The 13,378-nt window shown below is 56.6% G+C and carries 10 protein-coding genes and 1 tRNA gene; 2 read left to right on the top strand and 9 right to left on the bottom strand.

Annotated elements, in window-relative coordinates; genetic code table 11:
* Positions 1–677 (bottom strand): alpha/beta fold hydrolase (locus tag ACLPGZ_RS15215; RefSeq protein WP_429641631.1); only part of this gene is annotated, 677 nt, incomplete at its 3' end.
* Positions 678–679: 2 nt separating this feature from the next.
* Positions 680–1,651 (bottom strand): amidohydrolase family protein, encoded by a 972-nt coding sequence (locus ACLPGZ_RS15210; protein ID WP_026485442.1) that lies wholly within the window; start codon positions 1,649–1,651, stop codon positions 680–682.
* A 290-nt stretch (positions 1,652–1,941) separates the two neighbouring features.
* Between ACLPGZ_RS15210 and ACLPGZ_RS15205 the strand changes: the two genes are divergently transcribed.
* A complete protein-coding gene (locus tag ACLPGZ_RS15205) occupies positions 1,942–2,502 on the top strand; it encodes a MarR family winged helix-turn-helix transcriptional regulator (RefSeq protein ID WP_009460842.1) in 561 nt (186 codons plus the stop codon).
* A 15-nt stretch (positions 2,503–2,517) separates the two neighbouring features.
* On the opposite strand, the gene ACLPGZ_RS15200 is transcribed toward ACLPGZ_RS15205, so the two are convergent.
* Genes ACLPGZ_RS15200 through ACLPGZ_RS15185 form a run of 4 tightly spaced genes read right to left on the bottom strand, consistent with a single transcriptional unit; the run spans position 2,518 to position 7,459 of the window.
* Positions 2,518–3,285 carry an ABC transporter ATP-binding protein gene (locus ACLPGZ_RS15200; RefSeq protein ID WP_060186721.1) on the bottom strand — a complete coding sequence of 256 codons (768 nt, stop codon included), beginning with the start codon at positions 3,283–3,285 and terminating at the stop codon, positions 2,518–2,520.
* A complete protein-coding gene (locus ACLPGZ_RS15195; protein ID WP_115634387.1) occupies positions 3,282–4,298 on the bottom strand; it encodes a FecCD family ABC transporter permease in 1,017 nt (338 codons plus the stop codon). Before ACLPGZ_RS15195 ends, ACLPGZ_RS15200 begins: the two co-directional genes overlap by 4 nt.
* Positions 4,295–5,374, bottom strand: coding sequence for an ABC transporter substrate-binding protein (locus ACLPGZ_RS15190; RefSeq protein WP_268379170.1), 1,080 nt, complete (start codon positions 5,372–5,374; stop codon positions 4,295–4,297). Before ACLPGZ_RS15190 ends, ACLPGZ_RS15195 begins: the two co-directional genes overlap by 4 nt.
* 39 nt (positions 5,375–5,413) lie before the next feature.
* On the bottom strand, positions 5,414–7,459 hold the full coding sequence (locus tag ACLPGZ_RS15185) for a TonB-dependent receptor plug domain-containing protein (RefSeq protein WP_060186718.1): 2,046 nt from the start codon (positions 7,457–7,459) through the stop codon (positions 5,414–5,416).
* Positions 7,460–7,822: 363 nt separating this feature from the next.
* Here ACLPGZ_RS15185 and ACLPGZ_RS15180 point away from each other — a divergent pair, with 363 nt between their 5' ends.
* A complete protein-coding gene (locus tag ACLPGZ_RS15180) occupies positions 7,823–9,136 on the top strand; it encodes a short-chain fatty acid transporter (RefSeq protein ID WP_035273510.1) in 1,314 nt (437 codons plus the stop codon).
* 183 nt (positions 9,137–9,319) lie between these two features.
* Here the strand turns inward: ACLPGZ_RS15180 and ACLPGZ_RS15175 are convergent.
* The 3 genes from ACLPGZ_RS15175 to ACLPGZ_RS15165 all read right to left on the bottom strand — a co-directional run bounded on the left by ACLPGZ_RS15175 (position 9,320) and on the right by ACLPGZ_RS15165 (position 13,378).
* A tRNA-Val gene (locus ACLPGZ_RS15175) sits at positions 9,320–9,394 on the bottom strand.
* Positions 9,395–9,488: 94 nt separating this feature from the next.
* Positions 9,489–10,214 carry a DNA polymerase III subunit epsilon gene (gene dnaQ, locus ACLPGZ_RS15170; RefSeq protein ID WP_009460833.1) on the bottom strand — a complete coding sequence of 242 codons (726 nt, stop codon included), beginning with the start codon at positions 10,212–10,214 and terminating at the stop codon, positions 9,489–9,491.
* Positions 10,215–10,300: 86 nt separating this feature from the next.
* Positions 10,301–13,378, bottom strand: a complete 3,078-nt coding sequence (locus tag ACLPGZ_RS15165) for an efflux RND transporter permease subunit (protein WP_009460831.1) — start codon at positions 13,376–13,378, stop codon at positions 10,301–10,303.

Raw genomic sequence — 13,378 nt, 5'->3', positions numbered from 1 at the left:
ACCACGTCACCACGCTCGGCTGTCATCAGCAAGGCAGGCACGGTCAAATGCGGGAAGTCGACATGAATATCGTCGGTATGAAATCCCTCAAAGCTGGCCAGAATCGCAGGCTCATGGCAGGTGTGCAGCCACTGGGCACGCAATTGCAATTGCTCTTCGGTCCAGGTCGGGCAAAAGGCACACATGTCTTCTGCGGTGCAGCCTTTGCGAGCCATCGCCATGGAGTCCACGTACCAGGGCAACTTGGAGGGATAAGCGCGACGACCTGGGCCGGACACTGGCGGATCAACCATCACCAGACGATTCAGGCCCTCGCTGTTCTTGTGAGCGGCACGCAAACCAATGCGGGCACCCATGGAGTGACCAACCACGATGTAGTCCTTCAGGCCCAGCGCCTGAGCCAGTGCAATCAAGTCATCCGCCTGCGCATCCAGGCTGTAATCCATACCTTCAGCCGCTTCGCTCAAGCCGCGACCACGCACGTCTTGAATGTAGGTATCAAAGTGCTTACCGAATTGTTCACCCACAAAACCCCAGGTGACCGCCGGGCTGGTAATGCCGGGAACGATGATGACGGCAGGACGCTGGTCACGCCCACCGACGGAGCCACCGTAACGCAGGTAATGCTGACGAATGCCATTGGCGTGCACATGAGCGCCGTACAGAAATGTGCTCATGCTTAGCTCCGGTCCAGCTTGAACAGACGGGCCGCGTTGCCGTAGCAAACCAGCTCGCGTGTCTTGTCATCCATAGGCGCTGCCTCGATGAAATCAGCGGCCAGCTCGGTGGACTCGTAGGGGTAATCAACCGAGAACAGTACGGCTTCAGCACCCATTTCACCAATTGCGCCCATTAGCGTTGGGGCAGAACAGACACCCGAAGTAGTGATCAGGATGTTGCTGCCGATGTACTCGGAAGGCTTGCGCTTCAAGGTCACACCATGTGGGTACACGGCAAAGCGGCTGTCGTAGCGCCAGCGCTGGAACGGCAAGCCTTCACCCATATGACCCAAGATCAACTTCACATCCGGGCAGCGATCAAACACACCACCGAACAACATGCGCAGCGCGTGAGTGCCGGTTTCCACGCCCCAGCCCCAGGTTGCACCCATCAGCTCCGGGTGGCCCGTGTAAGCGTGCGGCATTTCATAAGCATCAAAGGGGTGCAGATAGAACGGCACATCCAGCTTCTGCACGGTTTCCCAGAAGGCATCATATTCGCGGCCATCGTAGTACACGCCATGCGTGTGACCGTTAACCAAAGCGCCTTTCAAGCCCAGATCCTGCACCGCACGCGTCAATTCCTGCGCGGCAGCAGCCGGGTCTTGCATGGGCAAAGTGGCAAAGCCGCCCAGACGATCGGGATGGCGTGCAATTTGCTGCGCCAGGAAATCATTGTTCTGACGTGAACGCTCGATAGCGACGGACACATCCTTTTCCACCTGTACCCCAGGGCCGGTCTGCGACAGCACAACGTACTCGATACCGGCACGATCCATCACCTCCAGACGCTGGGCGTCGAAGTCATGCAAACGAGCCATCAGTTCACGCGCGTCGGCACTGTCAATATGTTTGACAAAGGCCTTGGAATAATCCTCAAAGCCAACGGCGTTGAAGTGCTCCTCCAGTGCTATTTTTTTAATACGTTTCACCGTAAATTTTCCCTAAATTATTGATTTACATAAGGTCAATCGTTTGACCCCCCAACAATATCTATCAGTATGCTGATTATTATTGTTTTCAGCAAGTCGGGAAATCACATATACTTTGGGGCGTGGACAGCGCCTGTAGAAATGACTGCAAATCAGAAATCAGGGCTTTTGTTCACGTTAGCGTAGCCCTGCTTTCCTTGTAGACGCCGACCTTGCAGCCGTACCCTTTGCAGGTCGTCCCGCTTTCAGTGTGCTGCCTTGTTGGCAACGGGCTGAAGGCCACTCAATCGATGACTGACTTATCCATGAAGAATCACGCCGAGCTAAAGCAAGAAGAACGACTGGAAGCCGACGAGGCCGAAATCCTGGGTCCAGTGGAAGAAGAAAATGCCGAGCTGTATCGACGCAAACTGTGGTCCCGGCCTGGTTTTCTGGTCCGCCGTCTTAACCAGATTCACTACGCCATGTTTTACGAGGAGTGCAAAAGTGACCTCACCCCTGTCCAGCACGGTGTCCTGTCCGTGTTGATGGGTTCACCCTGGCTGGATCAAACCACGATCGGCTACGAGCTGGGGCTGGATCGCACCACCTCGGCCGATGTCATCCGCAGGCTGGAGGAAAAAGGTTTGCTGGGGCGTCGTATCAACCCCGAAGACCGCCGCTCTCGCCAGACCTACATCACCGAAGCAGGATTGGCGGCGATGAAGGAAATCAGTGCGGGCATGAACCGCGCCCAGGAACGACTGCTGGACCCACTGACCGCCAAGCAGCGCCAGACCTTTATGACCATGCTGACGCGTGTAGTGGAGCACAACAACCAATATGGTCGTGCTGCCTTGAAAAACATGTGAGAAGCTCGGGGGGCCTCAGGCCCCTCGCGCATACCAATCCGGTAGTTCAAAGGCATGCGCTGGCAGTTGGTAGAGCTGGCGCAAACTGGCCTGACTAAGCATGTCGCGGGGCTGTCCCTGCGCCAATATGCCCCCATCCCGATACAAGATCACCCAGTCCGCCACGCGAGCCGCATGTTCGGGTTGATGCGTACACAAAAGCACACCCAGACCTTCCTGACGCAAGTGCGAGACTTGATCCAGCACCCGTAATTGATTCGCGAAGTCCAGGCTGGAGGCGGGTTCGTCCATGATCAAGAACTGTGAACGCTGCACCAAGGCACGTGCAATCACACACAGCTGACGCTCTCCACCGCTGATCTGATCAATGCGCTTTTGAGCCAGCTGCCCGATGCCCAACCGCTCCAGGCAAACGCCTACCCATTGCCGGTCGGCGGCCCGAGGTTGGGTGTACCAGGCCAGCTCACTGGCGCAACCTAGCAAGACCCATTGTTCTACCGTGAAGGCAAAGGCCGACTCCTGCGCTTGCGGTACATAGGCCAGTTGTCTGGCCAGGGCACGCGCACTCCATTGCTCCAGGGGCTTGCCCTGCACCTTCACCTGCCCTTTTAAAGGCGGCTGCAGGCCCAGCAAGGTACGCAGCAAGGTGGACTTACCGCTGCCGTTGGGCCCGAGCAAACAAACGACCTGCCCGGTCTGTACGCGCAGATTCAAATTACTGGCGACTTGCTTGCGCCCGTAGCCTACAGCCAGATCAATCGCTTCCAAGCCTTGTTCGCTCATCGCTGCCTCGCACCACGAGCCAGCAACAGCAAGAAGCCGGGAGCACCCACCAAGGCTGTCAGCACGCCCAAGGGCAGCTCCAATGTGCCTATGCTGCGTGCCAAGGTATCGGTTAACAAGAGGAAGGCGGCGCCCACCAACAAGCAAACGGGCAATAGACGGGAGAAATCCGGGCCAACCAATAAACGGGCCGCGTGCGGGATCAGCAAACCGACCCAACCGATAATTCCTGCCAGAGCCACGCACACCGCCGTCATCAAGGTCGCGCAAACGATCAGCAGACAACGCAAGGCAGAGACGGGCATGCCCAAGGAGCGGGCCTCCTCATCTTGCAGCGCCAGGACATTGATACGCCAGCGCAAAAGCCAGACAGGGACGATGCACGCCAATACCATCAGCGCAGCCGGCCACACTTCGTAGGAACGTACGGCGCTCAAACCTCCCAATAACCAGAAGGTCATGGAGGGCAATTGAGAGTAGGGGTCGGCCAGGATCTTGATCAGCGACAGGGCGGCACCCAGCAAGGTGCCCACCGCCATCCCGGCCAGGACTAGAATCAGAATGGGTGGATGATGCCGCAGCATGCGCGCCAGACTCCAGACAATGCCCACCGCCAGAAGGCCGCCAACAAAGGCCGCCATCTGTACGCCGAACAAGGAAAAATTCAAATAAATAGCCAGAATCGCCCCCAGACCTGCACCCGAGGACACACCCAGGATATCGGGTGAAACCAGTGGATTGCGAAACATGGTTTGATACGCCGCGCCTGCGGTCGAGAGTGCCGCCCCCACCAGCAAGGCCGCTGCAATACGTGGCAGACGCAAATCCCAGACCACGCGTACGGCCTGACTCTGCCCCGCTTCTGGATCGCTACCAAAACCGGCGACCAGGGCGCGCAGCACTTCTGTTCCGGACAAGGGATACGCCCCCTGCCCCAGGGCAAACACCACCAATACGGCCAGAACCAGCCCCAGCAAAAGCAGCAATAGCCCGTAGGACAAACCTGACTTCATGCGCCTTGCTGCGAACCCAGCGGGTCCAGCCCTTGTACCAATCGCTTGACCTGCTCGTCGCTCAAGGACATGCCGTAAAAAGCCGAGTAAAACTCCTGCAACTCCGAATACATGCGTGGCATGGCAGAACTGCCTTCCAGCAGGGCATTAAGCCAGATCACCCCGGCCAGGCGATTGATACCCGGCGGGCCATCCAGCCAGCCAAAGGGCAAGGCGGGTACGCGGTACAAGCGTCCTTCCTTCACTGCCTTGAGCTGATTCCAGGGAGCCTGAGTACGGGCCAGCTCAAAGAAAGCATCATCCTGAGCAAACAGCATGTCCGGGTCCCAGGCCAATAATTGTTCGTAGGAAATACGGCCCAGGCGATTATCGGTTTTCTCGTCCCCCATCACCGTCAAACCGCAAAGCCGCAGCACCTCGGTATGAATGGATTGACCCATGCCGGTTTCCAGACCATCGTTACCGCGTGCCAAATAGGCTTTCAAGCCTTTGGCTCGGGGTCTGGCAGCTTGATGTGCGCTGTCCAGAATTGCCTGTGCACGCAAGGCCAATTGCTGGCCGCGTTCGGCCTGCCCCAGGATATGACCTGCCTGACGCAACTGCGCCGGACTGTCGTTCAGACGACCATCCAGCAAGACATAGGGCACACCCGTCTGCTCCTGCACGGACTTGGCGGCAGATTCGTAATAGGGATTCACATCACCTATATCCACGACCATATCGGGCTTCAAGGCCAGCAGGCTTTCCAGGGACAAGGTACTGCCCCGACCGGCCAGACGGCCAAGATACGGCAAGGAAAAACCAGCGGCCTGCATCATGCTGCGTGCAGCAGAAGCCAGCTGAAAAGGCCAACCTAAAAGCGCGTGGGGTGCCAGGCAATACACCAGCACCGAAGCGGGCGGACCGGCTGCCACCACCCGGCCAACATGGGCCGGATCGGGCAATTTGCCCGCCACGCTGATATGCAGATTGATCGGGGCGCTGGCTCCCGCCTGCTCAGGCCGGGCCAGCAAACGGGCATGAGGCGCCAAAACCGGCAGTGCCGCCAAGGCACGCAATATGTCACGACGCTTCATCCCGCCCTTCCTCTTTTAACTGCCAATAACAGCACGGCTTTAGAAACGATAGCTTCCGCCCACAAACCAGACACGTCCGGGCATGGGGTAGCCTTCTTTGTATTGATACAGCTTGTCGCCCAGGTTACGCACACCGGCTTCCAGGGTGATGTCCGAGTTCGGACGCCAGATACCCTTCAGGCCCAACAAGGCAAAGCCCGGTGTTTTTTCGTAGATCTGATCACCCTTATTGTTTGCATAGGAGTAGTAACGGCCACTTTCGGTTTCCACCGAACCCATCACTTCCCACTGCGCAGTGGGCTTCCAGCTCAGGTGAGCAAACAGGCGGTGATTGGGTGTATCCACCAGTTTGACGTCCGGGTCAGACTGGTTGCGACGATTCAAATATGTGTACGCCAGGCCTGCCGACCAATGAGCAGACAACTCCTGCTGCAAAGACAGCTCCAGACCCATTTGACGAGCCTTGCCGACGTTGGTGGCCTGATCACAAAAACCCACTGGACGGTACTTGTCACAACCGGGAGCCTGAATAACCGTGCTTTGAATCATGTCACGCACCTGGCTCAAGAACAGCGCCGATTCCAGCTGTGCACCTTCCCATGGCTGACCGCGCAAGCCCAGTTCATAGTGAATGGCGTGCTCGGGTTTCAGATCCGGATTAGGTTGGGCGTAGCCCATGCGGCTGGAGTAGCGATCTTTAATCGTGGGGAAACGAGTCTTGTAAGCCACGCTACCGTAGACCTGCATGGCATCGCTCCAGTCGTAACCCAGCTCCAGCAAACCGTTGGTGGCATCGGTATCGCCGGTTTCAAAGTTGTGCGCTTCTTTGGCTTTGCGACGTTCGTGGCTGGCACCCACGCGCAACTGCCACAGCTCACCCAAAGCAATACGGTCTTCAAACGCCAGAGACGTGGTCACGTCCTTATAGTGCTCAGTGCCCGATGGCTTGGGATCACGGTGCTGATCTTCCTTGTAGTGCAAGGCAAAATGCAGCTCGTGATTGTCCAGGCTGGTGTTGACCCACTCCAGAGCAGCACCACGGGTACGGTCCGTGTACTCGCTGGTCGGGCCAGTCAGGGTCGCGTATTGACCATCGCTATACATATCCAGACCGTTCTTGTACTTGTCTTCGTACACGCGGGTCTTGATCGTGTTGCTCTCGCCAATCTGGGTGGAGCTCAGGAAGTACAGGCTTTCCTTGTCCCAGTATGGCCAGCGCCAGTAGCGTTGACCCAGCTTGGCATCGTTCACGCCGGTGTAGACCGGATTGTCTTTCTGACCTTTCTGGTTCACGTAACCAATAACGTACTCATCCGTCGCATTGGGCGTGATACCCAATTTAAAAGACGCTTTCTTGTCCATTTGCGAGGCATTACTGCGCATGCCGCCGGTATCGGTAGGACGTGCTTTTTGATCTTCAAAGCCACGACCCAAGGGGAAGCTGCGTTCGCCTGACCAGGACAAGCCTGCCTGCATGTACCAGGAACCCTGATTGGTGCCAACGTTCAAGGCACTGTAGCGTTGATCGCCCGTAGCGTAACCGGCGCGGAACTCGCCTTCAAACTCTTTGACGGGTTTACGGGTCACCAAGTTGATGGCACCACCCATGATGTTGGGACCATACAGTAAGGAAGCTGCTCCCTTGGCCACGCGAATTTCGCTCAGGTCCATGGTGGTGAAACGGGTAAAGTCCACATAGCCGTCGTACGGCACGTACTGTGGAATACCGTCCAGGAACAAAGGTACCTGACGCGAATCGAAGCCACGCACATAGACCATCTGTTCGTTACGGGCACCGCCCGCCGACACAGTCACGCCGGGTTGCACACTAACGGCGGCACCCACATCGCGCAAATCAAAAGCCTGCATTTCTTTCTGGCTGACTGCGCTCTCCCCCAACGGAGCCTCGCGATCCAGGCTGGACTGAACAACCACTTTGCCCAGCTGAAACACGCGGTCATTGTTTTCCTGAGCCTGAGCCTGGCTAACTGCCAAGGCCCCCATCATGCTCAAGACCAATGCGCGCGGCACAAAACAGACGGACTGATGACGCGCTGCTGTGGCGCGTTTGGACTGATGTCTCATTCCCCTTCCCTATTCGATCTTTCTAATTGATTTATGAACTGACGCCACACAAAGATGCGGCACAAAAAAAAACGGACCCCAGGGGGCCCGTAAATAGAACCCATCATCGAGCGATGAGTGATGGTTCTTTCGAAAACACCGCTATATAGTAAAGCATATAGCGAAGAACAACAACTAGCCAGAAACTTTAAGGTTCAGGTTTTCCCGTCTTCCCAATTTGCGGCTTCTCGCCAACAATACGGCTGTACTGAGCATTTACATCAAAATGCTGCCAGCAAGGTGCCTGCACAAACGGGCACCCAAACGATCCCAAGACATCAGGACCCGCGCAAATACTGGCGCAAATCCACAGGAGCACAATTTATGTTTAAAGCCATGACGCGCGGTTCGGTCCGCCTGGTTGAACGCTATCTACCCGATCCGTATATTTTCGTCATCCTGCTCACACTGATTGCCGGTATTGCGGCCATGGCGTTTGAGCAACGCTCTCCCATGGAGATCATCCAATATTGGGGTAATGGCTTTTGGGGCCTGCTGACCTTTGCCATGCAAATGCTGCTGGTCTTGCTGACCGGTCACATGCTGGCCAGCACGCCACTGGTAAAAAGCTGGTTGCGTGGCCTGGCCTCGCTGGCCCGTTCGGCTGGTTCCGCCATCATTCTGGTGACCCTGGTGTCACTGGCGGCCAGCTGGATCAACTGGGGTTTCGGCCTGGTGGTCGGTGCCCTGTTCGCCAAAGAGCTGGCCCGTCAGGTCCGCGTGGACTACCGCTTGCTGGTTGCCAGTGCCTACTCCGGCTTTCTGGTCTGGCACGGTGGCCTGGCCGGTTCTGTACCACTGACCATTGCCACCTCGGGCCACTTTTCTGAAGACAAGATCGGCATCATCGGGACCTCCGACACCATCTTCGCCTTCTTTAACCTGGCCATTGTGATCGCCCTGTTCATTCTGGTGCCACTGATTAACCGTTTGATGTTGCCCAGTGACAAGGAAAGTATTTACGTCGACCCCAAGCTGCTGGAAGACACGCCAGACGACGTCAACCAGACCACCGATCGTCCAGCAGACCGTCTGGAAAACAGCCGTCTGATCTCCATCGTGATTGGTGTCGCTGGCCTGGCCTACCTGTTTGACTACTACGTGTTGCGCGGTGCGACCCTGAATCTGAACGTGATCAACTTCACCTTCCTGATTCTGGCCATCTTGCTGCATGGCACCCCTCGCCGCCTGCTGAAAAGCCTGGATGAAGCCATCCGCGGCGGTGCCGGGATTGTGATTCAGTTCCCCTTCTACGCAGGCATCATGGCCATCATGATCGACTCCGGTCTGGCTGCCAGCCTGTCCGAGTGGATGGTGTCCTTTGCCACGGCGACCACCCTGCCCTTCTGGACCTTCATGAGCGCCGGTCTGGTCAATATCTTTGTGCCCTCGGGCGGTGGCCAGTGGGCCGTACAAAGCCCGGTCGTGATTGCTGCCACACAGGCTCTGGATGCGGACATGGCGCGCACCGCCATGGCCGTTGCCTGGGGCGACTCCTGGACCAATATGCTGCAGCCTTTCTGGGCCTTGCCGGTATTGGCTATTGCCGGTCTGAAAGCCAAGGACATCATGGGCTTTTGCCTGATTCAGTTGATTGTCTCGGGTATTGTGATCTCGATTGGTTTGACCTGGTTGTAAGACAGGCTGGGATGCTTTCATCACACATCGCATCCTGACTGGCAACAAAAAACGCCCCGTGAATATCCATGGGGCGTTTTGCATTGAGCAGGCTGCAATCAGCCCAAGCATAAGCAAGACGCAAACAAGCCGCCACAAAGAAGGGCAATGACGATATGAGGGGGAATGAAATGAAGGTGGAGATGGTGGGCGGTACAAGGTTCGAACTTGTGACTTCCACCGTGTGAAGGTGGCACTCTACCACTGAGTTAACCGCCCGGAGCTTTAAAGAACTACAAAAGCTGCGAAGAAAAAAACTATAGCATGGCCCTGATTGATTTACAAGTTCAGGGCCAGCTCTTTTCTTAAATAATTACTCCGTTGCCGGGTTGAGCATCTCACGCCACATGGGCGGCTTCTTGTTCTGCTTTTCCAGCACGTCCATGTATTTCTCGTGCTCGGCCTGATCGGCTTCGGATGCGCGCAGCACTTTCAGCACGCTGGCGTCAAACTTGCCCAGGCTCAGATTGCTGCCATCCCCACCTTGCCCATCAGACTCGTCAAAGTCCATCAGCAAGGCGTCCTGGCCACGGGTCATGGCCAGCCAGACATCAGCCAGCAATTCCGAGTCCAGCAAAGCGCCGTGCAAGGTACGGTGAGAGTTGGAAATACCGTAGCGTTCGCATAGGGCATCCAGGGAGTTACGCTTGCCGGGGTGCATTTCCCGCGCCACCAACAAGGAGTCGGTGATGCTGTCGCAGTACTGCGAGAATGGGCCTTTACCTACCTTTTGCAGCTCGGCGTCCAAAAAGCGCGTATCAAAGGAGGCGTTATGAATAATGACCTCCGCACCCTGTACAAAATCCAGCACCTGATCCACCACATCCTTGAAACGTGGGTGGCCGGACAGAAATTCCGTGGTCAGGCCGTGAATTGCCAAAGCTTCAGGATCAGAGTCCCGGTCCGGGTTTAGATACAAGTGCAGATGGCGGCCCGTCAATTTACGATTGAACAGCTCTACCCCACCCACTTCAACAATGCGGTGCCCTTCACGAGGCTCCAGACCGGTGGTTTCAGTATCCAGAATAATTTGACGCATTCACTTTCCCTACAAATTCAATCACAGTAATGGCACTCGACAAGGAGGCTATACAAACAGCTTCCCCGCAGACGAGCACTACAGGTTTAGACAGAGGCCTCGGGCTTATCAATCAATTCCAGTTGCTTGTCCTGCCCTTCTTTCTTGCCCGCAATCAGCGTATAGGCCACCGGCACCACAAACAAGGTCAACAAAGTTCCCAGGGACAAGCCGCCCACCAGCACCCAACCAATCTGCTGACGGGATTCGGCACCCGCCCCAGAGGCATAGGCCAGCGGCAAGACCCCCAGCACCATGGCGCCGGTTGTCATCAAGATGGGGCGCAGGCGCATCTCGCAAGCGCGCACCACGGCATTGTACAAACTGGCCCCCGCTTCGCGTTGTTGAGTGGCAAATTCCACAATCAAGATACCGTGCTTGGTAATGAGCCCCACCAGGGTAATCAAACCAATCTGACTGTAAATGGACAAGGTCCCGCCCGACAGCCATAGGGCCAGCAAGGCCCCTGTCATGGACAAGGGCACGGACAGCATGATGATGAGCGGGTTGCGCCAACTTTCAAACTGCGCGGCCAGCACCAGATAAATAAAGGCCAGTGCCATCAGGAAGACCAGATAGATACTGCCCGAGGAATCCCGGAACTCGCGCGACTGGCCATCCAGGTCAGTCTGCACCGTTTCCGGCAAGGTCTTGCGAGCCACCTCATTCATGTGTTCGAGCACCTCACCCAAGGCATAGCCAGGGGCCACCGATGCTTCCACAATGACCGCCCGCAAGCGGTTGAAGTGGTTCAGCGATTGCGGCGATACGCTCTCGCGCACATTCAGGAAGTTGGAGGCCTGCACCATGCCACCATCTTTAGTGCGCACGTAAATATCCAGAATGTTTTGCGGGCTGGAACGAGCCTGCTTGTCTACCTGCACAATCACGTCGTACTGCTCGCCATCGCTCTTGTAGCGCGTGACCTGACGCCCACCCAGCATGGATTCCAGAGTGCGGCCTACCGCTTCCACCGATACGCCGGTATCGGCCAGCTTGTCGCGGTCTACATCAATACGGATTTCTGGTGTGTTCAAGCGCAAGTCCGTGTCCACGTTCAACAGCCCTGGATAGTCTCGCAGCTCAGCCAGAAAACCGTCCACGATCTTGGCCAGCTCCGGATACGGTGCCTGGCTCATGATCACAAACTCCACCGGCTTGGAAGTAGCCCGCTGTCCCAACGACGGCGGGTTAGTGGGGAAAGCACGCGCACCGGGAATGGCGGAGAAATGTGGTTGCAGTTCACGCGCAATGGATTGCTGGTTACGTGTGCGCTCCTCCCACGGCTTCAAGCGCAAAATTGCAAAGGAATCGGTGACGGTAGGGAAACCAATAATGGACTGGTACCCCTCTGTCTCCGGTATGCCGCGATATAGCTCTTCCACCCGCTCCACATTGCGCAGGGTGTAATCCAGCGTAGCGCCTTCGGGCGAATTCACAATCCCGAAAATCACACCTCGGTCTTCAATCGGAGCCAGTTCACTTTTGATGACCGTAAACAGCAGCCCACTGGTCGCGGCAACGGCCACACCAATGAACAGGACCAGAAAACGCCAGCGCAAGGCGCGAATCAGGATACGGCGGTAGCCTCGTGTCAGCCAGACCAGGAAATTCTCGATACCCTGGCTGACGCGGCCCACTTTCGCACCATGTGGACGCAGCATGCGCGAGCACATCATGGGCGTCAGGGTCAGGGCCACGAAACCGGACACCAGCACGGCAGCCGCCAAGGTCAGGGCAAACTCAATGAATAATCGCCCGGTACGGCCTGTGGCAAAAGCCAGTGGGGCATACACCGCCACCAGGGTTAGCGTCATGGCAATCACAGCGAAGGCAATTTCACGCACACCCAAAAAGGCAGCCTGCATAGCCGTCTTGCCCTCTTCGATATGGCGGTACACGTTCTCCAGCACCACAATCGCATCGTCCACCACCAGGCCAATCGCCAGCACCATGGCCAGCAAGGTCAGCGTGTTGATAGAAAAGCCCAGCATGTACATGATGGCGAAGGCCCCGATCAGGGAAATCGGAATCGTCACAATGGGAATCACACTGGCGCGGAAACTGCGCAGAAAAAACACAATCACCAGCACCACCAGCAAGATGGCCTCGGCAATGGTGGTGTACACCGAATCAATGGATTTCTGAATGAAGATGGAGCTGTCGTAAGACACGGACAACTTCATATTGCCCGGCAGGCTTTCGTTGATGCGCTCCACTTCTGCTCGTACGGATTTGGACAGATCCAGCGGGTTGGCGGTGGACTGTTTAGTCACGCCAATGTTCAAACTGTTTTGCCCATTGAATCGGGCCAGTACCCGTTCCTCGGCAGGCCCGATACGCACGTCGGCAATATCGGAGATGCGCACCGGATAACCGGCTGCCTGACTGATGATGATGTTGCGAAATTCCTCGGGCGTTTCCAGGTCGGTGGAGGAAACCACGGAAAACTCGCGGGCATCGGACTCGATACGACCAGCTGGAATCAGCACGTTCTGTTTGCGCAGAGCATCTTCCACATCCTGCACGGTCAGTTGGTAGGCCCCCAGGCGGGTGCGGTCCAGGTCGATACGCATGGCGGGCAAGCGCTCGCCAAACACGCGCACTTCAGCGGCACCAGGCAAGACGGACAAGCGCGTTTTAATGTAGCGGTTGATGTAGTCCGAGGCCTCCAGCATGCTGTAGTCGCCGGTATCCACACCTACATAAATAATCGGGGTGGAGTCTGCTTCCACCTTGTTGATGATGGGCTCGTCCACCTCGTCGGGCAGGAAACGTCGGGCACGCGATACCTTGTCGCGCACATCAGCCGCAGCGGCATCGGGGGCCCGGTCCAAATTGAATTTAATGTTGATCAGGCTGCGCTCGGAACGGCTGCGTGAAGTCATCACGTTCACGCCCTCGATCCCGGACAACTGATCTTCAAGAGGCTTGGTCACCTGGGACTCGATCACCTCTGGTGAGGCCCCTTTATAGTTGGTGATGACGGAGACGACCGGCTCGTCAATAGCGGGGTATTCGCGTACGGTCAGGCGTTCATAGGAAATGAACCCGACCAGCACAATCACCAAAGACAGAACCGTGGCAAATACCGGGCGACGGATACATAAGTCAGAAAGAACCAT

This window comes from Alcaligenes sp. Me129, from assembly GCF_050487245.1.
In the GTDB taxonomy this organism is placed as follows: domain Bacteria; phylum Pseudomonadota; class Gammaproteobacteria; order Burkholderiales; family Burkholderiaceae_B; genus Alcaligenes; species Alcaligenes phenolicus.
The sequence above is the reverse complement of the archived record's forward strand: the minus strand, read 5'-3'. Positions and strand labels throughout refer to the sequence as shown.